The organism is Salipiger sp. HF18 (assembly GCF_011806505.1).
GTDB classification, from domain to species: Bacteria; Pseudomonadota; Alphaproteobacteria; order Rhodobacterales; family Rhodobacteraceae; genus Salipiger; species Salipiger thiooxidans.
Genome location: NZ_JAATOS010000029.1, coordinates 1 through 23,337, shown reverse-complemented (window position 1 = coordinate 23,337; position 23,337 = coordinate 1). Strand labels below are relative to the sequence as shown.

Genomic DNA, 23,337 nt, shown 5'->3' with positions numbered 1-23,337 from the left:
CCGCCCCCCCGCCGCGGGGCCGCTGCGTTTGCCGGGGTTTTGCGTTTCTTCCGGGGGCTGTTGTGAAAAGTGCTCTGGCGCGGGGCCCCCGGGCCCTCCGCCCCCCCACCACTCCCCCCGCCACGAGCCGCTCGGCGTGGTCAGCCAGATCACCCCCTGGAACGCGCCGCTCTTCACCTGCTGCTGGCAGGTCGCCCCGGCGATCTGTGCCGGCAACGGCGTGATGATCAAACCCTCCGAGCTGACGCCGCTGTCGTCGGTCGTGGTCGGCATCCTCTGCGAGAAAGCGGGCGCGCCGAAGGGCCTCGTCAACGTCATCGCGGGTGATGGTCCGGGCTCCGGCCAGGCGATGATCGAGAACCTGGCGACCGCGCTGGTGGTCTTCGTCGGCTCCGCCGAGGCGGGTTCCAAGATCGCGGGCGCGGCTGCGCGGCGGCTGGTGCCTTCGGTGCTGGAACTGGGCGGCAAGTCGGCCAACATCGTCTTCGGCGATGCCGATCTCGACCGCGCCGTGGTGGGCGCTCAGGCGGCGATCTTCGCCTCCTGCGGTCAGAGCTGTGTGGCAGGCTCACGGCTTCTGGTGCACCGCTCCGTGCATGCGCAAATGGTTGAAAAGCTGAGCCTCGCGGCTGGCAACATCCCCGTCGGCGCGCCGATGGATCCGGCGACGCAGATCGGCCCGGTCAACAACCAGCGGCAATGGTCGAAGATCGACGCGATGGTCCGCGAGGCGGTCAGCCAGGGCGCCGAGATCACCAGCGGCGGCGCGAAACCCGAGGGGCTTGCGGCAAGCGGTGGCTTCTTCTTCGCCCCGACCGTGGTCGACCAGGTGACGCCGCAGATGACCATCGCCAACGAGGAAGTCTTCGGCCCCGTAGTCTCGGTGCTGCCCTTCGACACCGAGGAAGAGGCCATCGCTCTGGCCAATGCCACGCCCTACGGGTTGGCGGGCGCGGTCTGGACGCAGGACGTCGACCGGGCACATCGCATGGCGGCGCAGGTTCGGGCAGGCACCTTCTGGGTGAACAGCTACAAGACGATCAACGTCATGTCGCCGTTCGGCGGCTTCGGGCGCTCCGGCTATGGCCGCTCGTCCGGCCGCGAGGCGCTGGCGGCGTATACGCAGACCAAGTCCGTCTGGGTCGAGACCGCCGCGAACCCCGCGCAGGGCTTCGGTTACGCGCCGGGCTGATGCTTACCTTGGGTCAGTCTGGCGCTGGTCTTTTCCTACCGCCACGGACCGGGTAACCGCCCGGTCCCGGCCAATGCGCCCCCACAAGGGGGCGTCAACAGAGAGGTCCCCTCATGCCAATAAAAGACATCCTTCTCGACTGGCGGCTGCACCTGAGCGTGCTGGTCATCACCGTGATCGCCGAGCTTATCGGGGTCATCGCCGTACCCATCGGCATCGGCTCGATCCTGCTGCTGCCGCTGCTCTACGCCTTCGTGCTGGGGCTGCTGATAAACCCCAACGTGATCTCGGGTGCGCGCGTCCTGATCCGCGACCGCGAGGTGCATGCCGCATCTCCGCTGATCGTCGTCGCGATCATGCCCTTCATCGCGAAGTTCGGCACGATCATCGGCCCGTCCATGGACAAGATCATCGACGCCGGCCCCGCGCTTGTCCTGCAGGAGCTGGGCAACCTCGGCACCATCGTGCTGGCCTTCCCGGTGGCCGTGCTGGTGCTGCGCATGGGCCGCGAGTCCATCGGTGCCTGCTTCTCGGTGGCGCGCGAGCCCAATATCGCGATCATCGCAGACAAATATGGGCTGAAGAGCCAGGAAGGCGCGGGGGTCATGGGGGTCTACGTGATCGGCACGCTCTTCGGCACCTTCATTTTCGCCATTCTCGCCTCGATCCTCGCCACCACCGGGGCCTTCTCGGTCGAGGCGCTGGCCATGGCCTGCGGCATCGGCTCGGGCAGCATGATGGCGGCCTGCTCGGGTGCACTGGTGCACGCGGTGCCGGACATGGAGGAGCAGATCCTCGCGCTCGCTGGTGCCTCCAACGTGCTGACCTATGCCACCGGTCTCTATCTCTGCGTCTTCGTGGCGCTGCCGCTGACCGAGAAACTCTACGACCTGCTGGGCCGCAAAGAGCCTTCGAAAACCGGAGCCTGAACCATGAGCGACATCCAATCCCAAACCCTCGATCCAACAGAAGAGGCCAAGCTCGGCCTCGGCGCCCATGCCGCGGCGCTGGCGGTTGTTTGCGTGATCGCCCTGGTGGGCAACACCGTGGCGACGGAGAACACCGTCCCGCAGGGGCTGGTGGGGCTCATCATCCTTTGGGTGATGTGCATGATCGGCATGCTGCTGACGAAGTTCGTGCCGTTCAAGCTGCCCTCGGTGGCCTGGATTTCCGCCGTCGGCATTCTCGCGACCATGCCCTGGACCCCGGGCAGCGCCTGGATCCTCGACAAGGTCAGCCACGTGAATTTCCTGACGCTGGCCACGCCCTGCCTCGCATATGCAGGCATCGCGATCGCCAAGCGCGAGATCGAGATCGCCAAGACCTCGGGTTGGAAGATCGCCGTGGTCGCCGTGCTGGTGATGACCGGCACCTACGTGGGCTCGGCCATCGTGGCGCAGGCGTTCCTCTGATCGCGAGCTGATCACCGCCACGGGCCGTGCTTCACGGCCCGTGGTAGCTGGCACCCCGCCGGGAACGGTGTGCTGCGGTGGAGGACACGGCAGCGATGAACATCGTCGGAGGGTGCGTGTCGGACCGGCTGACGGTGCGACCGCTGGGCGGCTTCGCTCGGCACGGTACACTCAGGGTCCGAACAGGCCCGGAAAGCTGCCTCTGATTCACTTCTGATCCTAGTCCCGACATCTGGCCCGGACCATTCCTGAGACGGCCCATTCCGGCGGGCCCACATCTCATCAATGTATGAGCCTCCCTCGCGGTGATCGAGGCGGTGTTGTCCGGCATACGCGCGGTAAGGCTTCTGCCCGAGCGCACCAGGCAGGACAGACTGGTGCGCTATCCGGGCGAAGAATGCGAGGATGAGGCCGAGAAAAGCTCTGCACTCCCGCGTTGACCAAGGGCGTCTCCGGGGAGACCGGCGCAGGTCTGCGCGAGCGCAACAGCAGGCCGTAGCAACTTCCGCCCGAGGCATTGCCCGACTGACGGTCACAAGGTGCGTTCGAGGATCTCGGGTCGGTGTTGAGTAAGGCGGAGGCGCCGCAGCTGGCCTGCCGCAATATCGAGCTCCGTGATCGCGCGGCGCGAGACCCTGCACGGCCCGGAGAAGGTCGGGGAGGCCGGGGCCTCCCCTTATGTCACTCCGCCGCGACGGCGGCGGCTTCGTCGGGGCGGTAGTTGAGGATCGGCGCCAGCCAGCGCTCGGCCTCTTCCAGCTGCATGCCCTTGCGGGCGGCGTAATCCGCCACCTGGTCACGCTCGACCTTGGCGACGCCGAAGTAGTAGGCGTCGGGATGGCCGATGTAGAGCCCCGAGACCGACGAGCCCGGCCACATCGCCATGCTCTCGGTCAGCTCGACCCCGGTCGCGACCTCGGCGCCCAGCAGGTCGAAGAGGGTGCGCTTCTCGGTGTGGTCCGGCTGCGCGGGGTAGCCGGGCGCCGGGCGGATGCCACGATAGGGCTCGCGGATCAGCTCCTCTGGGGTGAAGGCCTCGTCCGGGGCATAGCCCCAGAGCTCGCGCCGCACCCGTTCGTGCAGCATCTCGGCCATCGCCTCGGCGAAGCGGTCCGCCAGCGCCTTGACCATGATCGCGGCGTAGTCGTCGCCGGCCTTCTCGAAGCTCTCGGCCAGCGCCTGCTCCTCGGGGCCCGCGGTCACCACGAAGCCGCCGACGTAGTCGAGCACGCCCGCCGGGGCGACGAAATCCGCCAGCGCGAGGTTCGGGCTGTCCCTGCGCTTGGAGGTCTGCTGGCGCAGCGTGTGCAGCGTCGCGAGCGGCTCGGTGCGGGTGGCGTCAGTGAACAGCCGGATGTCGTCCTGCTCGCGGTTGGCGGGCCAGAAACCCACCACCGCGCGCGGGCCGAACCACTCTTCGTCGATGATCCGCTGCAGCATCGCCTGCGCGTCGCCGAACAGGTTGCGGGCGGCCTCGCCGTAGGTCTCGTCCTCGAGGATGCGCGGATAGACGCCCTTGAGCTCCCATGTCTGGAAGAACGGCGTCCAGTCGATGTAGCTGGCGATCTCGGCGAGATCCCAGTCGTCGATCACCTTGGCGCCGGTGAAGCTCGGCTCGGGGACCTCGTAGCCGGTCCAGTCGATCTGCTTGGCGTTGGCGCGGGCCGCGGCCAGCGGCAGGCGGGTCTTGGCGCGCTCGGCCCGTTCGTGGCGCTCGGCGACCTCGGCGTATTCGCTGCGGATGCCGTCGATGTAGCCCTGGCGCTGAGTCTCGCTCAGCAGCGAGGACACCACGCCCACCGCGCGCGAAGCGTCGGTCACGTAGATCGCCTGGTTGCGGGGGTAGCGCGGCGAGATCTTCACCGCGGTGTGCACCTTCGAGGTCGTGGCGCCGCCGATCAGCAGCGGCACGTCGAAGCCCTCGCGCTCGAGTTCGGTGGCAAGGTGGACCATCTCGTCGAGCGAGGGGGTGATGAGGCCGGAGAGGCCGATTACATCGACGTTGTGGGCCTTGGCTTCCTCGAGGATCTTCTGCGGCGGCACCATGACGCCGAGGTCGATGATCTCGTAGTTGTTGCAGGCAAGGACGACGCCGACGATGTTCTTGCCGATGTCGTGGACGTCGCCTTTCACGGTGGCCATCAGCACGCGGCCGGCGCTGTCGCGCCCGCCGGCCTTCTCGGCCTCCATGTGGGGCAGCAGCACGGCGACGGCCTGCTTCATGACGCGCGCGGATTTCACCACCTGCGGCAGGAACATCTTGCCGGCGCCGAAGAGGTCGCCGACGACGTTCATGCCCGCCATCAGCGGGCCCTCGATGACGTCGAGCGGCTTCGTGGCGGCCAGACGGGCCTCCTCGGTGTCCTGATCGACGAACTCGGTGATGCCGTTGACCAGCGCGTGCTCGAGCCGCTTCTCGACCGGCCACTCGCGCCATGCGAGGTCGCGCTTCTTCTCTTCGCGGGCGCCGCCGCGGAAGCGTTCGGCCACGTCGAGCAGACGCTCGGTGGCGGTGCCGCCGGCCTTGGGGGCGCGGTTCAGCACCACGTCCTCGCAGGCCTCGCGCAGCTCGGGGTCGATCTGGTCGTAGACCGCGAGCTGGCCCGCGTTCACGATGCCCATGTCCATGCCCGCCTTGATGGCGTGATACAGGAACACCGCGTGCATCGCCTCGCGCACCGCCTCGTTGCCGCGGAAGCTGAACGACAGGTTCGAGACCCCGCCCGACACGTGGCAATGCGGCAGGTTCTGGCGGATCCAGCGGGTCGCCTCGATGAAGTCGACGCCGTAGTTGTCGTGCTCCTCGATGCCGGTGGCGACGGCAAAGATGTTGGGGTCGAAGATGATGTCCTCGGGCGGGAAGCCCACGGTCTCGGTCAGCAGCTTGTAGGCGCGGGCGCAGATCTCGGTCTTGCGCTTGAAGCTGTCGGCCTGTCCGTCCTCGTCGAAGGCCATGACCACGACCGCGGCACCGTAGGCGAGGCAGAGCCCGGCTTGGTGCAGGAAGGACTCCTCGCCCTCCTTGAGCGAGATCGAGTTTACCACCGGCTTGCCCTGCACGCATTGCAGGCCGGCCTCGATCACCTCCCACTTGGAGCTGTCGATCATGATCGGCACGCGGGCGATGTCGGGCTCGGCGGCGATGAGGTTGAGGAACTCGATCATCGCCTGCTTCGAGTCGATGAGCCCCTCGTCCATGTTGATGTCGATGATCTGGGCGCCGTTCTCGACCTGATCGCGTGCCACGTCCAGTCCCGCGGCGTAGTCGCGGTTGGTGATGAGCTTGCGGAACCGGGCCGAGCCGGTGACGTTGGTGCGCTCGCCGACGTTGACGAAGGGAATGTCGCTGGTGAGCACGAAGGGCTCGAGGCCCGAGAGGCGGAGCAGGGGCTTATGCATCGGCGGTTTCCTCGATCTGGCGCGGGGCGTAGGAGGCGACGTGCTCGGCGATGGCACGGATATGCTCGGGCGTGGTGCCGCAGCAGCCGCCGACGAGATTGACCAGACCCTCGCGGGCGAAGACCTCGACCTTGGCGGCGGTGTCCTCGGGTTCCTCGTCGTACTTGCCGAAGGCGTTGGGCAGGCCGGCGTTGGGGTAGGCGCAGATCAGGGTGTCGGCGACACCGGCGAGCTCTGCAAGGTGCGGCCGCATGGCGTCGGCGCCGAGCGCGCAGTTCAGGCCCACGCTGAACGGGCGGGCGTGGCGCACCGAGTGCCAGAAGGCGGTGGGCGTCTGACCCGAGAGGGTGCGGCCCGAAGCGTCGGTGATGGTGCCCGAGATCATGATCGGCAGGCGCGCACCGTGCTCGGCGAAGGCCTCGAAACAGGCGAAGATCGCGGCCTTGGCGTTCAGCGTGTCGAAGATCGTCTCGATCAGGATCAGGTCGGCGCCGCCGGCGATGAGGCCGCGGATCTGCTGCCCGTAGGCACGGCGCAGGTCGTCGAAGGTCACGGCGCGGTAACCCGGGTCGTTGACGTCGGGGCTGATCGAGGCGGTGCGGTTGGTCGGGCCCACGGCACCTGCGACCCAGCGCGGGCGGCCGTCCTCGGCGGTGGCGCGGTCGAGCGCCCGGCGCGCCACGCGGGCGCCCTCGACGTTCAGGTCGAACACCGCCTGTTCCATCGCGTAGTCGGCCTGCGCGATGGTCGTCGAGGAGAAGGTGTTGGTCTCGACGATGTCGGCCCCGGCCATGGCGAAGGCGTAGTGAATGTCCTCGATCGCCTTGGGCTGGGTCAGGATCAGCAGGTCGTTGTTGCCCTTCTGCGGATGATCCGAGTGGAACGAGCAGCATTGCCCGCTGTGGCCGCGGAAATCGTCCTCGTCCAGACCGAGGGTCTGGATCTGCGTGCCCATCGCCCCGTCGAGGATGAGGATGCGTTCGCGGGCGGCCCTTGTCAGGTCGGCCACGGTCTTGGTCGGCGGAAGAATGAAGCTGTGCATGTCGGACCTGCCTTTATCAGGCTTCCCGGATACTCCACACGGGCCGCACAATCAAATTCAACGATCGTGACAGGATCATGAGGTTCATTCATGTAGCCGCCATCACGACGCCGTTCCGCGCACCCGCACAAAGGGGCCCGGCCGCGCATCTGCCGGGCCCCGAGGCGGTCATCGGTCAGTGCGCGACCATGACGTGGCGCACCACCGAATAGTCCTCGAGCGCGTAGGAGGACATGTCCTTGCCGTAGCCCGACTGCTTCATGCCGCCATGGGGCATCTCGTTGGTCAGCATGAAGTGGGTGTTCACCCAGGTGCAGCCGTATTGCAGCCGCGAAGCCACCTGCATCCCCTTCGAGATGTCCTTGGTCCAGACCGACGAGGCCAGCCCGTATTCGCTATCGTTGGCCCATGTGATCGCCTCGTCGGGGTCCGAGAACCGGGTGACCGACACCACCGGGCCGAAGACCTCGCGCCGCACGATCTCGTCGCTCTGCAGGGCGCCGGCCACAACGGTGGGCGTGTAGTAGAAGCCGCCGCCCTCGGGACTCGCGCCGCCGGTGGTGACCTCGATGTGGTTGGCCTCGCGGGCGCGGGCCACGAAACTCGCCACCCGGTCGCGCTGGCGCTGCGAGATCAGCGGGCCGATCTCGTTCTTGTCGTCGTCGGCGTCGTTGTAGGCGATGGTTGACACCGCATCGGTGAGGTCGGCGACGAAATTGTCGTAGACCGAGGCATGGGCGTAGATCCGGCAGGCGGCGGTGCAATCCTGCCCGGCGTTGTAAAAGCCGAAGGCCCGCAGCCCCTCGACCGTGCCCGCGATGTCGGCGTCGTCGAAGACGATGACCGGGGCCTTGCCGCCGAGTTCGAGATGGGTGCGCTTGATGGTCTTGTTGGCCGCCTCGAGGATCTTGCGCCCGGTGGCGATGTCGCCGGTGAGCGAGATCATCGCCACCTTCGGGTGGTGGATCAGCGCCGAGCCCACGGTCTCGCCCCGGCCGAGGATGATGTTGACCACGCCCTCGGGCAGCACCTCGGCGAAGATCCCGGCGATCTTGAGCGCGGTCAGCGGCGTCTGCTCGGACGGCTTGAAGACCACCGTGTTGCCGGCGCCGATGGCGGGGGCGATCTTCCACGCCATCATCATCAGCGGGTAATTCCACGGCGCGATCGAGGCCACCACGCCGATGGGGTCGCGGCGGATCATCGAGGTGAAGCCCTCGAGATACTCGCCGGCCACCGGCCCGGTCATGCAGCGCACGGCACCGGCGAAGAAGCGGAAGCAGTCGACGATTGCGGGCAGCTCGTCTCCCAGCGCCAGCGGGCCGGGCTTGCCGCAGTTGAGCGCCTCCAGCCGGGCGAACTCCTCGGCCTCGGCCTCAATGCGGTCGGCGATCTTCAGCAGGTAGCCCGAACGCTCGGCGGGGGTGGTGCGGGACCATTTCGCAAAGGCCTTGTCGGCGGCGGCGACCGCCTCCTCGACCTGCGCCAGCGAGGCCTCGGGCAGGGTGCAGATGACCTCTCCGGTGCGGGGGTTGAGGATCTGCTCCTCGGTCTCGGCGCCAAGGACGCGCTGCGCGCCAATCAGCATCTGGGTGTCCATGGGTGTTCTCCCTGTCTGTTCTCGTTGAGGGGTCATTTCTCGGCGCCGGCGGTGTGTTCGCCGTCGCGGGTCAGGTAGTAGGCCGCGAGGATCGGCAGGAAGGTGACCAGCACCACCGCCATCGCCACCACGTTGGTGACCGGCCGCTGGCGCGGGCGCACCAGTTCCTCGAGCATCCAGATCGGCAGCGTGGTCTGCTGGCCGGCGGTGAAGGTGGTCACGATGACCTCGTCGAAGCTCAGCGCAAAGGCCAGCATGCCGCCCGCCAGCAGCGCAGTGCCGATGTTGGGCAGGATCACCAGCGTGAAGGTCTGAAGCCCGTCGGCGCCGAGATCCATCGCCGCGTCGACCAGCGCCCCCGAGGTGCGGCGGAACCGCGCCACGGCGTTGTTGTAGACGATGACGATGCAGAAGGTCGCGTGGCCCAGCACGATGGTCCATGTGCTGAAGGGGATCTCCAGCAGCGAGAAGGCCGAGCGCAGCGAGATGCCGGTGATGATGCCGGGCAGCGCGATGGGCAGGATCACCAGAAGCGAGATGGTCTCGCGTCCGAAGAACCGCGACCGGGACACGGCGGCGGCGGTGAGCGTACCCAGCACCAGCGCGATGGTCGTCGAGATCGCCGCGACCTTGAGCGACAGGCCAAGCGCCTGCCAGACATCGGGGCGGCCCACGGTGACGGCAAGCCACTTGGTGGTGAGCCCGGGCGGCGGCCACTGGTAGCTCGTTTCCTCGGTGGTGAAGGCGTAGACGAAGATCAGCGCGATCGGGGCCAGCAGGAAGATCAGGCCGCCGAAGGCCGCGAGGCGCAGGGCGAGGGGGGCGCGGGCGTCAGAGTGCATCGAAGGCCCCCATGCGGCGCGCGGCCCAGAGGTAGATCCCCATTATGACGATGGGCACCACGGTGAAGGCGGCCGCCAGCGGGATGTTCCCGGCGGTGCCCTGCTGGGTGTAGACCGCCTGCCCGATGAAGAGCCGCGACGAGCCGATGATCTGCGGGATGATGTAGTCGCCGAGCGTCAGCGAGAAGGTGAAGATCGAGCCCGCGACCACCCCCGGCAGAGCCAGCGGCAGGATCACCAGCCGGAAGTTCTGCCGCGGCGTGGCGCCGAGATCTGCCGCCGCCTCGATCAGCGTCGCGGGCACGCGCTCGAGCGAGGCCTGCACCGGCAGGATCATGTAGGGCAGCCAGATGTAGGTGAAGACGATGAAGGTGCCGAGGTAGCTGACCGAGAGCGAGTTGCCCCCGATGACCGGCACCGCCAGCACCGCCTCGAGCAGCCATGTCAGGTGCAGCTTGGCGAAGAGCCAGGTCAGGATGCCCTCCTTGGCGAGCACCAGCTTCCACGCGTAGACCTTGACGAGGTAGCTCGACCACAGCGGCAGCATGATCCCGAGGTAGAACACCGCCTTCCAGCGGCCCCGGGCGTAGCGGGCGGCGAAATAGGCGATGGGGAAGGCGAGGATGGCGCTCGCCACCGTCACCGAGGCCGCCATCAGCACGGTGCGCAGGATGATGTCGAAATTGTAGGGCCGCAGCAGCTCGCCGTAGGTCTTGAGGGTGAACTCGCGCACCACGAGGCCCGAGAACTCGTCGATCGAGAAGAAGCTCTGGATCAGCAGGGCGATCAGGGAGCCTACGTAGACGATCCCGAGCCAGAGCGTGATCGGCAGCACCATGAGGAAGACGAACATCCGCGGGTGGCGCAGGATCCAGTCGACGAGGCGCGGCAGCAGCCCGCCGCGCGGCGCAAAGATCGCGGGCGCCGGATCGCGGGCGGTGGCGGAAAGGGGGGCGGCCTGCGTCATGCGGCCCCCAGCAGGTGGGCGCGGGCGGCATCCCACGAGACGCGGGCGGTGGTCCCGGGCTCGGGGGCCTCGGCATGGGGCGGTACCAGCGCGGTCAGGGGCTGGCCGTCAAGGTCGAGCGCAAGCCGGGTGTAGCGGCCGTGGAAGGCACGGGCGGTGACGGTGGCAGGGCGGCCCGCGGGGTCGAGCACGATGTCCTCGGGGCGCAGGCTTGCCCACTGGCCGGCCGGGCCGACGCCCGCGACATCGGCGGGAATGACGTTCGAGGAGCCGACGAAATCCGCCACGAAGCGCGAGGCGGGGCGGCGGTAGATCTCTTCCGGCGTGCCGATCTGCTGCACGCGGCCCTCGGCGAAGACCGCCACGCGGTCGGCCATCGACAGCGCCTCGTCCTGGTCATGGGTGACGAAGACGAAGGTGAGGCCGAGGCTGCGCTGCAGGGTCCGCAGCTCTTCCTGCATCTGCTCGCGCAGCTTGAGGTCGAGCGCCCCCAGCGGCTCGTCGAGCAGCAGCACCCGGGGCTTGTTGACCAGTGCACGGGCCAGCGCCACGCGCTGCCGCTGGCCACCCGAAAGCTCGCCGGCGCGGCGGTCGCCGTAGCCACCGAGCTCGACCAGCTCGAGCGCCTCGCGGGCGGCGCGGTGACGCTCGGCGCGGCCGACGCCCCTGACCCGCAGCCCGAAGCCCACGTTGTCGAGCACGTTCATGTGCGGGAAGAGCGCGTAGCTCTGGAACACGGTGTTGACGTTGCGCAGGTAGGGCGGCACGCCCTCGGCGCGTTCGCCGAAGATCTCGATGTGCCCGGCGGTGGGCTGTTCGAAGCCCGCCACGAGGCGCAGGCAGGTGGTCTTGCCCGAGCCCGAGGGCCCCAGCATGGCGAAGAACTCGCCGTCGCGAATGGCGAGGTCGACCTCGTCCACGGCCTTCACCGGTCCGAAATGGCGCGACACGCCCCGGAAGGTTACAGCATCCATCAGGTCAGTCTTTCGAGGGAAGAGAGGGAGAGGCGCACCGGGTGGGCCGGCGCGCCTCGGTCAGGTCGTGATCAGCGCCCGCCGATCACGCCGATGTAGTCGGACACCCAGCGGTAGTAGGGCACGCAGCTGCCCTGGCTCTCGCATTGCGACACCGGGGTGCGCCAGAAGGCGATCTTCTCGAAATCGTCGAGCCCGTTGGCGGAGCAGCCCTCGGCGGTCTGCATTCCGGAACCGTCGGTGCAGGCCTCGGGGACCGAGGGCACGGCGCCGAACCAGACCGAGAGGTCGGATTGCAGGTTGGACGAGAGCGAGTGCTCCATGAACTTGTAGGCGCAGCTCGGGTGCTCACTGTCGGCGTGCAGCATCAGCGTGTCGGCCCAGCCGGTGGCGCCTTCCTCGGGGATGGTCGAGGCCACGGGGGCGCCGTCGGCCTTGAGCAGGTTGACCTGGAACGGCCATGAGGACGAGGCCACGACGCCCTCGTTCTTGAAATCGTCGATCTGGATGAAGGCGTCGTGCCAGTAGCGCGAGACCAGCGTGCGCTGGGTGCGCAGCAGGTCGAGCGCGGCGGCATATTGCGCGTCGTTCAGCTCGTAGGGCGAGGTGATGCCGAGATCGGGCTGGTGCGCCATCAGGTACATGGCGGCGTCGGCCACGTAGATCGGGCCGTCATAGGCCTGCACCCGGCCCTCGTTGCTCTCGCCGTCCTGCAGGGTCATCGGCTCAAAGACCACCGACCAGCTCGTCGGCGCCTCGGGGAAGACCTCGGTGTTGTACATCAGCACGTTCGGGCCCCACATGAAGGGCGTGCCGTAATGAGTGCCGTCGACGGTGTGCCAGGGCGCGTCCTTGAGCCGGTCGTCGACCCTGGACCACGACGGGATCAGGTCCACGTTGACGGGCTGCAGGCGCTTGCCGGCGATCAGCCGCAGCGAGGCGTCGCCCGACGCGGTCACCAGGTCGAAGCCGCCCTCGTTCATCAGCGCCACCATCTCGTCCGAGGTGTTGGCGGTCTTGACCTCGACCATGCAGCCGGTCTCTTCCTCGAACTTGGTCACCCAGTCGAACGCGGGGTCGGTCTCGCCGCGCTCGATGTAGCCCGGCCAGGCGACGATGGAGACCGAGCCCTCGCCCTCGCCAAGCTCGGTGAGCATCTCCTGGGCGGACAGCGGAAGGCTGGTGGCGGCAACGAGCGCGAGGCCCGACACGCAGCCGTGGAAGATCTTTTTCATCTTGCGTTCCCTGTTGCAGCGGGAGTCCGTGCTCCCTTGCAGCAAGCGTGGGTAGAGAAATCCGATTTCACAAATTCAATTGTCAGGTTGGCCGTATCGGAATTTCCGATACTTCTCCTGCAACGCCCCGTTGGCGTCGGATTATCGAACGTTCTTGTAGGTTTGCGCCGAGCGGATGAATTCCCGGGTGGCGGGCGAGAGCGGCGCGCCCTTGCGCCAGACCACCCCCACCTGCACAACCGGCAGGCTTCCCGACACGTCGCGCGACACGATGCGGTCGCCTTCCAGCGACCAGCGGCGGTAGACCAGTTCCGGCAGGATGGCGATTCCTGCGCCGGTCGCCACGAGCGAACGCACCGCCTCGACCGAGCGGGTGCGGAACGCCACCCTCGGGCGGGCGCCGAAGGCCGAGAGCAGCCTGCGGGTGGCCTCCTCGATCTCGTCCACGCGCAGCATGATGATCGGTTCGTCAACGAGGTCCTCGATGGAGACCGAAGTGCGGGTCGACAGCTCGTGGCCGTTGGGCAGCCAGAGCTGGTAGGGCGAGGTGTCGATGATCTCGGTCTGCAGCGCCATGCGGTCGCGCATGTTGGTGGTCACCATCACCGCCGCGTCGAGCTCGCCGCCGTAGATGCTCCAGTAGGCCTTGGAGTTGGCGATGGCGTCATCGCCGAGGAAGCTGAACTGCCCCAGCCGCGCACGGTTGAAACGGTCGTCCTCGGTGAAGGAATGCAGGCCGTAGGTCACGTCGGCGATGCCGTCGCGCGCCATGTCGAAGTGCGCCGGCGGGCTGCCCAGCGGCTTGCGCATGATGCGCACGGTGACGCGGCCGTCGGTCACCTTCTCGACCTCCTCGGCCCAGGGCTCGAAGGCGTTGACGACGATCGGGTGCTTCGGCGGCAGCCACGACGACATGATCAGTTCCTCGGCCATCAGCGGCGTCGAGGACAGGAGCAGCGCGGCAAGCGCGGTCTTCAGGGTCTTCATGGTCTTTCCTCCTCAGTCTCCCTCGCCTCCCGCGAGGGATCGAAGTTTCGGGGATGAGCTGCCTGGAAGGCGGGATGCCCGGCGCAGGCCGAGGCCACCGCCGAGATGCGCGGCAGGTGGTCGTAGGCCACCCCCCAGCGCGTCGCGTTGTAGAGCTGCGGGATCAGCGCGCAGTCGGCCAGCGTCGGCTGGGCGCCGTGGCAGTAGGGGCCCTCGGGCGCCGAGGTGACGAGCAGGGCCTCGACGGCGGCAAGCCCGCCGGCGATGTTGTCGCGGTTCCATGCCTCGCGCGCCTCGGACCCGCCGAGCGAGCCGACCCGGTTCAGCACGTGCAGGTTCGAGACCGGATGGATCTCGCAGGCGATGGCGAGCGCGATGGCCCGCACCCTCGCCCGCCCCGCCGGATCGGCGGGCAGCAGGGGGGGCGCGGCCACGGTCTCGTCGAGGTACTCGATGATCGCCAGCGACTGGGTCAGCCGGAGGCCGTCGGTCTCGAGCACCGGCACCAGCCCCTGCGGGTTGCGCGCCAGAGCGCTGCGCCCCGGCCACGAGGTCGACGCTCCGGCTCTCGTAGGCGAGGCCCTTGAGCGCCAGCGCGATCCGCACCCGGTAGGAGGCCGACGAGCGCCAGTAGTCGTGAAGAACGATCCCCCCCGCCATGCTCAGTCCCTGGCCGGAAGGATGGTGCCGGTGCAGGGACCGAAGCCGATGCGGTAGCCGTCACCCTGCGCATGGGCATAGAGGCCGACCTCGTCGCCGTCCTGAATGAAGACGCGCTCTTCACCGTTCACCGTCACCGGCTTCTTGCCGCCCTCGGTCATCTCGAGCAGCGCGCCGGTCTGCTCGGGCGCGGGGCCCGAGATCGTGCCCGACCCCAGCAGGTCGCCGACCCGCATCGGGCAGCCCGAGACCGTGTGATGCGCAAGCTGCTGGGCGCTCGAATAGTACATCACGTTGTAGTTGGTCTCGCCCATCGGCTGGCCGTTCATGGTCCAGCCCATGGTCATGTCGTAGAAGCCCGGGCGCTCTTCCTGCAGGTAGGGCAGCAGCGGCACCTCGCGGGGGGCGCCCTCGCTGCGGAACGGCTCGAGCGCCGCCTGCGTCACGATCCACGGGCTGATGGTGGTGCCGAGTGCCTTGGACTGGAACGGCCCGAGCGGCTGATACTCCCAGGCCTGGATGTCGCGCGCCGACCAGTCGTTCAGCAGCACGTAGCCGAAGATCATCCCTTCGGCCTCGGCGACGCTGACGCGCTCGCCCATGGTGCTGTCCATGCCGACGACGGCGCCAAGCTCGAGCTCGAGGTCGAGGCGGCGGCAGGCGGTCCATTCCGGCCCGCTCTCGCCCTTCACCTGCCCCATCGGGCGGTGGATGTCGGTCCCCGAGACGACCACCGACGAGGCGCGGCCGTTGTAGCCGATCGGCATGTGGGTCCACTGCGGCGGCAGCGCGTTCTCGGGGCCGCGGAACAGTGCGCCGACGTTGAAGGCGTGGTTCTTGGAGGCGTAGAAATCGGTGAATTCGGTGACCCGCACCGGCAGGTGCAGCGTGGCGTCGGCCATGGCCACCAGCGGCAGCGTCTCGTCGCCGCCCTCGGCCAGAAGCTCGGTCAGGCGGGCGCGGACCTCGTCCCAGACCGGACGGCCGAGCGCGATGAAATCGTTGAGCCGGGGCGCCGCGAAGGTGCCCTCTGCCGACAGCAGCCCGCGCGCTTCGCAGGCGGCAAGGTCCACGATCATGTCCCCTATGGCGACACCGCAGCGCGGCGCGTCGGAGCCCGTGGAGAACACGCCGAAGGGCAGGTTCTCGATGGGAAAATCGCACTCTGGATCGTTCGCCGCAGCCACCCAGCTGCGCCGCGGCATGTCGCCCTGTGGCATCTCGTGCCTCCTGTATTCTGGTCCTCCTGGGCGCCCCGCCAATCGGGGGGGCGCTCGCCGGCGCGGGGCCGGTCCAGCGTGACTCTTACCCGACCTCGTTTCATTTGCAACCAGTTTTGTTGCAGGTGAAATGAAATCCGCGATCAGCCGAGGACGGCGGCCAGCAGGTCGCTGGACTTCGACAGCCCGAGTTTCTGGTAGGCCCGTTGGCGATAGGTCAGCACCGTACCGTGGCTCAGCCCGAGCTCGGCGCCGGTCTCGGCGGCGGTGCGCCCGGCGAGCGTGCGGGCGCAGACCTCGCGCTCGCGGCGGCTGAGGATGGGGTGAGACTCGGCCAGCCGCGACTCGAGCTCGGCCACCAGCGACGGCGTCTCGGCCGGCCGCCGCGTCAGCCGCGTGAGCCCGGTGATGGCAAGCTGCGCCAGAGCGCCCAGCTGCGCCATGTCGATCTCGGCCCCGCTCGCGCCGCGGTGGTAGAAGGTGACCACGAGGCTGTGATCAGCAAAGCGCCAGCCGAAGCAGAGCTTCTCCGAGAACCGCGGCCGCACGAAGCAGAGCTCGCGATAGGCGGCAAGCTCGATGCTGTCGGCGGGAATGCGGCAGAGAAAGCCGCTGCCCGGCGGCGTCGCCTTCAAAGCCGCGACCGCCGGGTCGCTGCGGTGGAAACGCCGGGCATGGGCGGCGGCGCGCTCGGCCACGTCTGCGAGATCGCTCGACGAGGCCAGCGTCTCGGGCGCGCCCTCCCCCGCGCGATACGCATAAAGCTCCTCGACCCCCGCCGCCGAATGCGCCGCGTCCAGCAGGCGCTCTGAAAACACCGAAAGATCCCGCGCGTCCAGCAGCACCGCGGCACGGTCCGGGTCGATCAATCCGACCGTTGTCATGACGTCCTCCCCGTCTCCTCCACCTCTGTCCATACGCCTAATGACATACAGGTCAAGATCGTTTCATTAGAAACGAACTCGAATCCGCTGCACGTCAGCAGCCCTATCGGGAGAGAGAGAACCATGTCGAAACCCTTTGCATCCTCGGCCGACACCGCCGTGAAAACCGATACGCTGGAGATCCTTGGCGACGGCTTCTACGCGCTGACCGCCGAGGGCGATCCGAACGTGGGCGCGGTCGAAGGCGAGGATTTCGTCGTCGCCATCGAATCGCGTGCCACCCCTTCGGCGTCGCGTGACTGGCTCAACATCCTGCGCGAGCAGACCGACAAGCCGGTGCGCTACCTGATCCTGACCCACTACCACGCGGTGCGGGTGCTCGGCGCCTCGGCCTTCGACGCGGGCGACATCATCATGTCCGAAGCCTCGCGCGATCTGGTGGAAGAGCGCGGCGAACAGGACTGGAAGAGCGAGTTCGGCCGGATGCCGCGCCTTGCCAAGAACGCCGACGAGGTGCCCGGCCTGACCTGGCCCACCATCACCTTCAAGGACAGCTACGACATCGAGCTCGGCGGCGATCGCGGCAAGCTCGAGCTGCGCTTCCTCGGCCGTGGCCACACCGGCGGCGACATCGCGGTCTGGCACGACAAGACCCGGACGCTCTACGCGGGCGATCTCGTGGAATCCAAGGCCGCGCTCTACACCGGTGACGCCTACCACTTCGACTGGGCGACCGGCACGCTCGACAACGTCAAGGCCTACCGCGCCGAGAACCTGATCGGCGGCCGCGGGGCGGTGTCGCGCGGCACCGAGGAAACCGACGCGGCGGTCGAGCAGACCCGCAAGTTCCTCAACGGCATGATCGACAACGTCGGCCGCGTCCACAAGGCCGGCGGCAGCCTCAGGGAAGCCTTCGAGGCGACCCGCGACGCGCTGGCCCCCGAGTTCGGTGCCTGGCCGATCTTCGAGCACTGCCTGCCCTTCGACGTGCAGCGGCTCTGGGACGAGTTCGACGGCATCGAGCACCCGCGCATCTGGACCGCCGAGCGCGACCGCGAGGTCTGGGCGAAGCTTCAGGACTGAGCGGAGCGAAGGGAGGAGACCATGGCAAACGTTGCAGGCATTCCTGTCTACAAGGAGATCGGCGCGACCCCGGCCCCGTCCGGGGCCGAGGACCAGGCCCGGGTGGTGATCGTGGGCGCGGGCCCCGTGGGTCTGGCGATGGCGCTGGACCTCGGGCGGCGCGGCCACGAGGTCACGGTGCTGAACCGGCTCGACTTTGTCGCCCACGCCTCGAAGGCGATCTGCTTCTCCAAGCGGTCGCTCGATATCCTCGACCGGCTCGGCGCCGGCGATCCGGCGGTCGAGAAGGGCGTCACCTGGAACACCGGCAAGGTGTTCTGGGGCACCGGCGAGGAGCCGGTCTACCAATTCGACATGCTGCCGGTGAAGGACCAGAAGCGCCCCGGCTTCATCAACATCCAGCAATACTACATCGAGGAATATCTCCTCGATGCCTGCCAGGCGCTGCCCAACATCGACCTGCGCTGGGGCCATTGCGTGGAAGAGGTGACGCCGCATGATGCGGGCGCGCGGCTCGAGGTGTCGACCGGCGCCGGTCCCTACAGCCTCGAGGCCGAGTGGCTGATCGCCTGCGACGGCTCGCGCTCGACCGTGCGCGAGAAGCTCGGCCTCGACTTCGAGGGACGGGTGTTCGAGGACAACTTCCTCATCGCCGACATCCGCATGAAGAAGGAGATGCCGTCCGAGCGCTGGTTCTGGTTCGACCCGCCGTTCAATCCCGGCCGCTCGGCGCTGATGCACAAGCAGCCCGACGACGTCTGGCGGCTCGACTTCCAGCTCGGCTGGAACATCGACCGTGCCGCGGCGACCCGGCCCGAGAACGTCGAGCCCTTCATCCGTGCGATGCTGGGCGACGTCGAGTTCGAACGCGAATGGTACTCGGTCTACACCTTCCAGTGCCGCCGCATGGCCCGCTTCGTGCATGGCCGGACGATCTTTGCCGGGGACAGCGCACATCTGGTCTCGCCCTTCGGCGCGCGCGGCTGCAACGGCGGGTTCGCCGATATCGACAACCTCGGCTGGAAGCTCGACCTCGTGCTGCGCGGCGAGGCAGACGAGGCGCTCATCGCCACCTACAACGACGAGGCGGTGGCGACGGCGGACGAGAACATCCTGAACTCGACCCGCTCCACCGACTTCCTGACGCCCAAGTCCGACGCCAGCCGGGCGCTGCGCGACGCGGTGCTGGAACTGGCGCAAGACCATGCCTTCGCGCGGCCCTTCGTCAACTCCGGACGGCTCTCGACCCCGGTGAGCTACCCGCAGAGCGCGCTCTCGACGCCCGATGAGGACGTTTGGGCGGGCGGCGTGGCGCCGGGGGCCCCTGTGCTCGACGCGCCGCATGGCAACGGCTGGCTGCTCGACCGGCTGGGCGGCGACTTCGTGCTGATCACCCACGCATGGCAGGGGTCGGTGCCCGCGGGCGTGAGCGTGCTCGCGGTCGACGGGCTCGCGGCCGAACGGCTGGCGCTGCCCGAGGGCGCGGCCTGTCTCGTGCGGCCCGATCAATACGTGGCGGCGCGCTGGCTGACGCCCGACGCGGCGCGGATCGAGGCGGCTCTGCAACGCGCCAAGGGAGGAAAGACATGGCTCAACTGATCACCACCCCGAACCTGACCGGGCACGACGACATCTACGAGGCCCTGATCGGCCTGCACGAGGGCCTGACCGAAGCCGAGAGCCTCGGCACTTGGTCGCGGCTGGCGCTGCTGCTGATCAACCACATCGGCGACCGCGAGGCCATCGACCAGGCCATTGCACTCGCCCGCCCGGCGGCCCGCGCCGCCTGAGCCGGACACGCACGCAGGGGTCTGTCCTCCTTTTCAGGGGGCAGACCCGACCCCGTCTGCCCCGCTATGACTCCGGCGACACGCACAAGGGAGGACATGCGATGAGACCGGCAGGCCGCAGCGAGACCGACTCGCTCTATTTCACCTACCCCAGGTTCGAGACACCTGCCCGACGCCCGGCCCCCGGCGCGCCAGTGGCCATCGTCGGCGCCGGGCCCGTCGGCATGACCGCGGCGCTGGCGCCGTCGCTGTCGGCCGCGGGGCTCATGCCGCGGGCGCCGCGCCGTCGTCCTCCGCGTCAGGGACGGCGGCGGCGGGCATGGCGATGAGCCGGGTCAGCGCCTCCTCGAGGAAAGACGCCCCCTCCCCCAGCTCGGCCATGAGCTCGGCCTGGAAAGCCTCGGCGATGCGCCCCAGCCGGTCCATCAGCGCCCGCCCCTCGGGGGTGAGTTCCAGCACCACCAGCCGGCGGTCGGTCTCGTGCCCGGACTTGCGCAGGTAGCCCGCGCCCTCGAGCCGCGCCGCGGCCCGGCTCACCATCGACTTGTCGAGGTTCACCCGCGCATGGATGTCGCGCACGCTGACCTGCCCCGAGTGGTTGAGATGCGCCAGCACCCGCCATTCCGGGATCGTCAGCCCCGCCTCGGCGCCGTAGCGCGCGGCGAATCTGCGGCTGACCTGAGAGGCGGCCACCGACAGGCGGTAGGGCAGGAAATCGTCGAGTTGAAACGTCATCGGGGCTCCTTTCCCAATGAAAGGCAGGATTTCGTTGCGATCACAACAAAAAACCGTGTCGCGGCAAGACCCGGATTGACTTCGTTGCATCGGCAACGGTATATTCGTTGCAAGCGCAATGATCTCTCGCGAGGAGGACGCCAGATGACTGCACACGACCTGCCCAAGGGCATGATCCGGGCCACCGCAACCACCGGCACGCACGAGGGCTACATGCCCGGCTTCGGCAACGACTTCGAGACCGAGGCGCTGCCCGACGCGCTGCCGCAGGGCCAGAACAGCCCGCAGAAGTGCAACTACGGGCTTTACGCCGAGCAGCTCTCGGGCACCGCCTTCACCGCGCCGCGCGGCCAGAACGAGCGGACCTGGTGCTACCGCATCCGACCCTCGGTGCATCACACCGGCCGCTTCAGCCCGATCGACGTGCCCTACTGGAAGACCGCGCCCAACATCCTGCCGCACGATCCCAACCGGCAGAACATCATGAGCCTCGGCCAGTACCGCTGGGACCCGATCCCGGTGCCCGAGCAGGAGCTCACCTGGATCACCGGGATGCGCACCATCACCACCGCCGGGGACGTCAACATCCAGGTCGGCATGGCGAGCCACGTCTACCTCGTCACCGCCTCGATGGAGGACGAGTACTTCTTCTCCGCCGACAGCGAGCTCCTGGTGGTGCCGCAGGAGGGCCGGCTGCGCTTCTGCACCGAGCTCGGCGTCATCGACATCGAGCCCAAGGAAATCGCCATCCTCCCGCGCGGGCTGGTCTATCGCGTCGAGGTGCTCGAAGGGCCCTGCCGCGGGTTCGTCTGCGAGAACTACGGCCAGAAGTTCGACCTGCCCGGCCGCGGCCCGATCGGCGCCAACTGCCTTGCCAACCCGCGCGACTTCAAGTGCCCGGTGGCCGCCTACGAGGACCGCGAGGTGCGCTCGCGCGTCGTGGTGAAATGGTGCGGCCAGTTCCACGAGACCTGGATCGGGCACTCGCCGCTCGATGTGGTGGCGTGGCACGGCAACTACTGCGCCTACAAGTACGACCTGCGCACCTACTCGCCGGTGGGCGCGATCCTGTTCGACCACCCCGACCCGTCGATCTTCACCGTGCTGACTGCGCCCTCGGGGCAGGAAGGCACCGCCAACATCGACTTCGTGCTGTTCCGCGAGCGCTGGATGGTGGCCGAGCACAGCTTCCGCCCGCCATGGTACCACAAGAACATCATGTCCGAGCTGATGGGCAACATCTACGGGGTCTACGATGCCAAGCCGCAGGGCTTCGCGCCGGGCGGCATCAGCCTGCACAACTGCATGCTGCCGCACGGTCCCGACCGGGATGCCTTCGAAGGTGCGTCGAACGCGGCGCTGAAGCCCGAGAAGCTCGACAACACCATGTCCTTCATGTTCGAGACACGCTTCCCGCAGCACCTCACCGAATTCGCCGCCAGGGAGGCACCGATGCAGGAGGAATACATCGAAGTCTGGGATCACCTCGAGAAGAAGTTCGACGGCACGCCCGGCGTGAAGTGACGCGTTCCGCTTCGTGAAATAGGGCCCCCTCGCGTTGCTGCGAAGGGGCCTTCCTCATGTCAGCAAGCTGCCGTCAGCCCATGGCGCGGGCAAGCATCCGCGTCGCCAGCGCCGCGTCGAAGGGCGCGGGGTTCGCCGCCGCGCAGGGGTCCTTGAGCGCCAGCGCGATGACCTCGTCCTGCCGTTCGGCCACGACGCCAAGCCCGGCCAGACCCGACGGAATGCCGAGCTGGTCGCGCAGACCCTCGAGCCAAGCGATCACGCTTTCCGCCTGCCGCCCCGGCAGGTCCAGAAGCTGCGCGAGTTCCGTCAGCCGCGGGCGGGCGTGCTCGATATTCTCGGCCGTGACGTGCGGCAGCAGGATGGCGTTCAGAAGCCCGTGCGGCAGGTCGTAGACCGCCCCCAGCGCGTGGCTCAGCGCGTGTACGCCGCCCAGCCCCTTCTGCAGCGCCACGCAGGCCATGCCCGAGGCCACCAGCATGTCGGCCCGCGCCTCGAGATCGCCGCCGTTCTCGCAGGCGCGCGGCAGCGCCTCCTTGATCATGCGCAGCGCCTGCAGCGCCAGCCCATCGGCCATCGGGTGGAAGTTCGGTGTGATGAAGGTCTCGAGCGCGTGGCAGAGCGCGTCCATGCCGGTGCTGGCGGTCAGCCCCTGCGGCAGGCCCACGGTCAGCTCGGGGTCCAGGATCGCGATGCCGGGCATCATGATCGGGTGAAAGATGATCATCTTCCGGCCCGCCTCGGTGTCGGTGATGATCGACGACCGCCCCAGTTCCGAGCCCGTCCCTGCGGTGGTCGGCACCGCCACCACCGGCACCGGGTCGGTGGTGGCGACGCGGGTCCAGTTGTCGCCCACGTCCTCGAAATCCCAGATCGGGCGGGTCTGGCGCACCATCAGCGCCACCGCCTTGGCCGCGTCGAGCGCGCTGCCACCACCGAAGGCGATCACCGCGTCATGGCCCCCGGCGCGAAACGCCGCGACGCCGGCATCCACCGCAGCGCCGGTGGGGTTCGGATGGACCTCCGAGAAAAGGCCGAAGGGCACGCCCGCGTCCCGCATCACCCCGAGCGCGCGCTGCGCGGGTTCGAGCGAGACCAGCGCCGCGTCGGTCACGAAGAGCGGGTTCGATGCACCGAGATCGGCCAGCGCCGCGGGCAGCTCGGCGATGCGTCCGGCACCGAAGCGGATGGCGGTGGGCCACGACCAGTTGCGGTCGGGCCGGGTCGAGAAATCCAGCATGGGGAACTCCGGTAGATTTGGGGTGTCGTGAGGGGTCAGAACAGCTCGAGATAGCGCCGGATCTCCCAGTCGGTGACCTGGCGGAGGTAGTCCTTGACCTCGTGGCGGCGGGAGCGGACGAAATGGTCGACGAAGGCATCGCCAAACAGCGTCCGGGCAGTGTCGCTGGCCTCGAGCCGGTCCGCCGCCTCCACGAGATCGCGGGGGAAGCGGGTCTCGGGCACGGGTGTGACCTCGTAGGCGCTGCCGTCGAGCGGCCGCCCGGGGTCGACCTCATTCTCGATGCCCCAGAGCCCGGCGGCGAGGCACATGGCCATCACCGCGTGCGGGTTGGAATCCGCCGAGGGCACGCGGAACTCGACCCGCGTCGCCTCGGGGCTGTCGTTGATGATGCGCACCGCAGCGGTCCGGTTCTGCACGCCCCAGCTCGCCCAGGTCGGGGCCCAGGCCCCCGGCACCAGCCGCTTGTAGGCGTTGACCGTGTGCGCCGTCAGCACCAGCATCTCGGGCATCAGTCGCAGCAGCCCGCCGATAAAATGCCGCGCGTCCTG

At 68.3% G+C, this 23,337-nt stretch carries 19 protein-coding genes and 2 pseudogenes; 7 read left to right on the top strand and 14 right to left on the bottom strand.

From position 1 onward, the window contains the following. The first annotated feature begins 28 nt into the window (after nt 1-28). The 3 genes from HC022_RS05505 (at nt 29) to HC022_RS05495 (ending at nt 2,604) form a co-directional block, all read left to right on the top strand. Nucleotides 29-1,192, top strand: coding sequence for an aldehyde dehydrogenase family protein (locus tag HC022_RS05505; protein ID WP_254884949.1), 1,164 nt, complete (start codon nt 29-31; stop codon nt 1,190-1,192). A 113-nt stretch (nt 1,193-1,305) separates the two neighbouring features. Then, on the top strand, nt 1,306-2,121 hold the full coding sequence (locus HC022_RS05500) for a DUF3100 domain-containing protein (protein ID WP_167451714.1): 816 nt from the start codon (nt 1,306-1,308) through the stop codon (nt 2,119-2,121). A gap of 3 nt (nt 2,122-2,124) precedes the next feature. Then, complete coding sequence (locus tag HC022_RS05495; protein WP_089963238.1) at nt 2,125-2,604, top strand: hypothetical protein; 480 nt, start codon at nt 2,125-2,127, stop codon at nt 2,602-2,604. Between the two features lie 681 nt (nt 2,605-3,285). Here the strand turns inward: HC022_RS05495 and metH are convergent. The 11 genes and pseudogenes from metH to HC022_RS05440 all read right to left on the bottom strand — a co-directional run bounded on the left by metH (nt 3,286) and on the right by HC022_RS05440 (nt 16,414). Further along, on the bottom strand, nt 3,286-6,003 hold the full coding sequence (gene metH, locus HC022_RS05490) for a methionine synthase (protein ID WP_167451712.1): 2,718 nt from the start codon (nt 6,001-6,003) through the stop codon (nt 3,286-3,288). Further along, nucleotides 5,996-7,045: a homocysteine S-methyltransferase family protein gene (locus tag HC022_RS05485; RefSeq protein ID WP_167451710.1), complete on the bottom strand. Its 1,050-nt coding sequence runs from the start codon at nt 7,043-7,045 to the stop codon at nt 5,996-5,998. The genes metH and HC022_RS05485 overlap by 8 nt, the downstream gene beginning before the upstream one ends. 175 nt (nt 7,046-7,220) lie before the next feature. Continuing rightward, nucleotides 7,221-8,645 (bottom strand): gamma-aminobutyraldehyde dehydrogenase, encoded by a 1,425-nt coding sequence (locus HC022_RS05480; RefSeq protein ID WP_167451708.1) that lies wholly within the window; start codon nt 8,643-8,645, stop codon nt 7,221-7,223. A 32-nt stretch (nt 8,646-8,677) separates the two neighbouring features. After that, entirely contained in the window at nt 8,678-9,487 is an 810-nt protein-coding gene (locus tag HC022_RS05475; RefSeq protein ID WP_167451706.1) for an ABC transporter permease, read from the bottom strand. Further along, nucleotides 9,477-10,454, bottom strand: a complete 978-nt coding sequence (locus HC022_RS05470) for an ABC transporter permease (RefSeq protein ID WP_217703895.1) — start codon at nt 10,452-10,454, stop codon at nt 9,477-9,479. The genes HC022_RS05475 and HC022_RS05470 overlap by 11 nt, the downstream gene beginning before the upstream one ends. After that, on the bottom strand, nt 10,451-11,428 hold the full coding sequence (locus HC022_RS05465) for an ABC transporter ATP-binding protein (RefSeq protein ID WP_175583463.1): 978 nt from the start codon (nt 11,426-11,428) through the stop codon (nt 10,451-10,453). The genes HC022_RS05470 and HC022_RS05465 overlap by 4 nt, the downstream gene beginning before the upstream one ends. Nucleotides 11,429-11,499: 71 nt before the next feature. Continuing rightward, nucleotides 11,500-12,663: an ABC transporter substrate-binding protein gene (locus HC022_RS05460; protein ID WP_089963250.1), complete on the bottom strand. Its 1,164-nt coding sequence runs from the start codon at nt 12,661-12,663 to the stop codon at nt 11,500-11,502. Nucleotides 12,664-12,804: 141 nt separating this feature from the next. Beyond that, nucleotides 12,805-13,650, bottom strand: a complete 846-nt coding sequence (locus HC022_RS29000; RefSeq protein WP_167451704.1) for a LysR substrate-binding domain-containing protein — start codon at nt 13,648-13,650, stop codon at nt 12,805-12,807. Further along, nucleotides 13,647-14,310, bottom strand: a pseudogene (gene maiA / locus HC022_RS05450) (maleylacetoacetate isomerase). Before maiA ends, HC022_RS29000 begins: the two are co-directional and overlap by 4 nt. A 2-nt stretch (nt 14,311-14,312) precedes the next feature. Next, nucleotides 14,313-15,530, bottom strand: a complete 1,218-nt coding sequence (gene fahA / locus HC022_RS05445) for a fumarylacetoacetase (protein WP_254884948.1) — start codon at nt 15,528-15,530, stop codon at nt 14,313-14,315. A 143-nt stretch (nt 15,531-15,673) separates the two neighbouring features. Beyond that, nucleotides 15,674-16,414: a LuxR C-terminal-related transcriptional regulator gene (locus HC022_RS05440; protein WP_242661723.1), complete on the bottom strand. Its 741-nt coding sequence runs from the start codon at nt 16,412-16,414 to the stop codon at nt 15,674-15,676. 123 nt (nt 16,415-16,537) lie between these two features. Here HC022_RS05440 and HC022_RS05435 point away from each other — a divergent pair, with 123 nt between their 5' ends. From HC022_RS05435 to HC022_RS05425, 3 genes are read left to right on the top strand one after another with little or no spacing between them, the layout of a single operon-like run. Continuing rightward, nucleotides 16,538-17,497: an MBL fold metallo-hydrolase gene (locus HC022_RS05435; RefSeq protein WP_167451703.1), complete on the top strand. Its 960-nt coding sequence runs from the start codon at nt 16,538-16,540 to the stop codon at nt 17,495-17,497. A gap of 21 nt (nt 17,498-17,518) precedes the next feature. After that, a complete protein-coding gene (locus HC022_RS05430; protein WP_167451701.1) occupies nt 17,519-19,096 on the top strand; it encodes an FAD-dependent oxidoreductase in 1,578 nt (525 codons plus the stop codon). Further along, the gene (locus tag HC022_RS05425) at nt 19,084-19,287 is read left to right on the top strand and encodes a DUF2783 domain-containing protein (protein ID WP_008887614.1); all 204 of its coding nucleotides are present in this window, start codon (nt 19,084-19,086) and stop codon (nt 19,285-19,287) included. Before HC022_RS05430 ends, HC022_RS05425 begins: the two co-directional genes overlap by 13 nt. A 264-nt stretch (nt 19,288-19,551) precedes the next feature. On the opposite strand, the gene HC022_RS05420 is transcribed toward HC022_RS05425, so the two are convergent. Then, nucleotides 19,552-20,022, bottom strand: a complete 471-nt coding sequence (locus HC022_RS05420) for a MarR family winged helix-turn-helix transcriptional regulator (RefSeq protein WP_167451699.1) — start codon at nt 20,020-20,022, stop codon at nt 19,552-19,554. 144 nt (nt 20,023-20,166) lie between these two features. On the opposite strand from HC022_RS05420, the gene hmgA reads away from it, so the two are divergent. Further along, a complete protein-coding gene (gene hmgA, locus HC022_RS05415; RefSeq protein ID WP_008887782.1) occupies nt 20,167-21,546 on the top strand; it encodes a homogentisate 1,2-dioxygenase in 1,380 nt (459 codons plus the stop codon). 73 nt (nt 21,547-21,619) lie between these two features. Here the strand turns inward: hmgA and HC022_RS05410 are convergent, their stop codons facing one another. Together HC022_RS05410 and HC022_RS05405 are read right to left on the bottom strand one after the other, a co-directional pair. After that, nucleotides 21,620-22,786 (bottom strand): iron-containing alcohol dehydrogenase, encoded by a 1,167-nt coding sequence (locus HC022_RS05410; protein ID WP_167451697.1) that lies wholly within the window; start codon nt 22,784-22,786, stop codon nt 21,620-21,622. A gap of 35 nt (nt 22,787-22,821) precedes the next feature. Next, nucleotides 22,822-23,337: pseudogene (locus HC022_RS05405) on the bottom strand (glutamine synthetase); the annotation flags it as partial.

What these genes read in the sequence shown, in the direction of transcription:
- HC022_RS05495 (WP_089963238.1), top strand. Translation starts at nt 2,125, where the DNA reads ATGAGCGACATCCAATCCCAAACCCTCGATCCAACAGAAGAGGCCAAG.
- HC022_RS05475 (WP_167451706.1), bottom strand. Translation starts at nt 9,487, where the DNA reads ATGCACTCTGACGCCCGCGCCCCCCTCGCCCTGCGCCTCGCGGCCTTC.
- HC022_RS05435 (WP_167451703.1), top strand. Translation starts at nt 16,538, where the DNA reads ATGTCGAAACCCTTTGCATCCTCGGCCGACACCGCCGTGAAAACCGAT.
- HC022_RS05470 (WP_217703895.1), bottom strand. Translation starts at nt 10,454, where the DNA reads ATGACGCAGGCCGCCCCCCTTTCCGCCACCGCCCGCGATCCGGCGCCC.
- metH (WP_167451712.1), bottom strand. Translation starts at nt 6,003, where the DNA reads ATGCATAAGCCCCTGCTCCGCCTCTCGGGCCTCGAGCCCTTCGTGCTC.
- HC022_RS05430 (WP_167451701.1), top strand. Translation starts at nt 17,519, where the DNA reads ATGGCAAACGTTGCAGGCATTCCTGTCTACAAGGAGATCGGCGCGACC.
- HC022_RS05485 (WP_167451710.1), bottom strand. Translation starts at nt 7,045, where the DNA reads ATGCACAGCTTCATTCTTCCGCCGACCAAGACCGTGGCCGACCTGACA.
- HC022_RS05440 (WP_242661723.1), bottom strand. Translation starts at nt 16,414, where the DNA reads ATGACAACGGTCGGATTGATCGACCCGGACCGTGCCGCGGTGCTGCTG.
- HC022_RS05465 (WP_175583463.1), bottom strand. Translation starts at nt 11,428, where the DNA reads ATGGATGCTGTAACCTTCCGGGGCGTGTCGCGCCATTTCGGACCGGTG.
- HC022_RS05500 (WP_167451714.1), top strand. Translation starts at nt 1,306, where the DNA reads ATGCCAATAAAAGACATCCTTCTCGACTGGCGGCTGCACCTGAGCGTG.
- HC022_RS05410 (WP_167451697.1), bottom strand. Translation starts at nt 22,786, where the DNA reads ATGCTGGATTTCTCGACCCGGCCCGACCGCAACTGGTCGTGGCCCACC.
- hmgA (WP_008887782.1), top strand. Translation starts at nt 20,167, where the DNA reads ATGACTGCACACGACCTGCCCAAGGGCATGATCCGGGCCACCGCAACC.
- HC022_RS05420 (WP_167451699.1), bottom strand. Translation starts at nt 20,022, where the DNA reads ATGACGTTTCAACTCGACGATTTCCTGCCCTACCGCCTGTCGGTGGCC.
- fahA (WP_254884948.1), bottom strand. Translation starts at nt 15,530, where the DNA reads ATGCCACAGGGCGACATGCCGCGGCGCAGCTGGGTGGCTGCGGCGAAC.
- HC022_RS05425 (WP_008887614.1), top strand. Translation starts at nt 19,084, where the DNA reads ATGGCTCAACTGATCACCACCCCGAACCTGACCGGGCACGACGACATC.
- HC022_RS05460 (WP_089963250.1), bottom strand. Translation starts at nt 12,663, where the DNA reads ATGAAAAAGATCTTCCACGGCTGCGTGTCGGGCCTCGCGCTCGTTGCC.
- HC022_RS05480 (WP_167451708.1), bottom strand. Translation starts at nt 8,645, where the DNA reads ATGGACACCCAGATGCTGATTGGCGCGCAGCGCGTCCTTGGCGCCGAG.
- HC022_RS29000 (WP_167451704.1), bottom strand. Translation starts at nt 13,650, where the DNA reads ATGAAGACCCTGAAGACCGCGCTTGCCGCGCTGCTCCTGTCCTCGACG.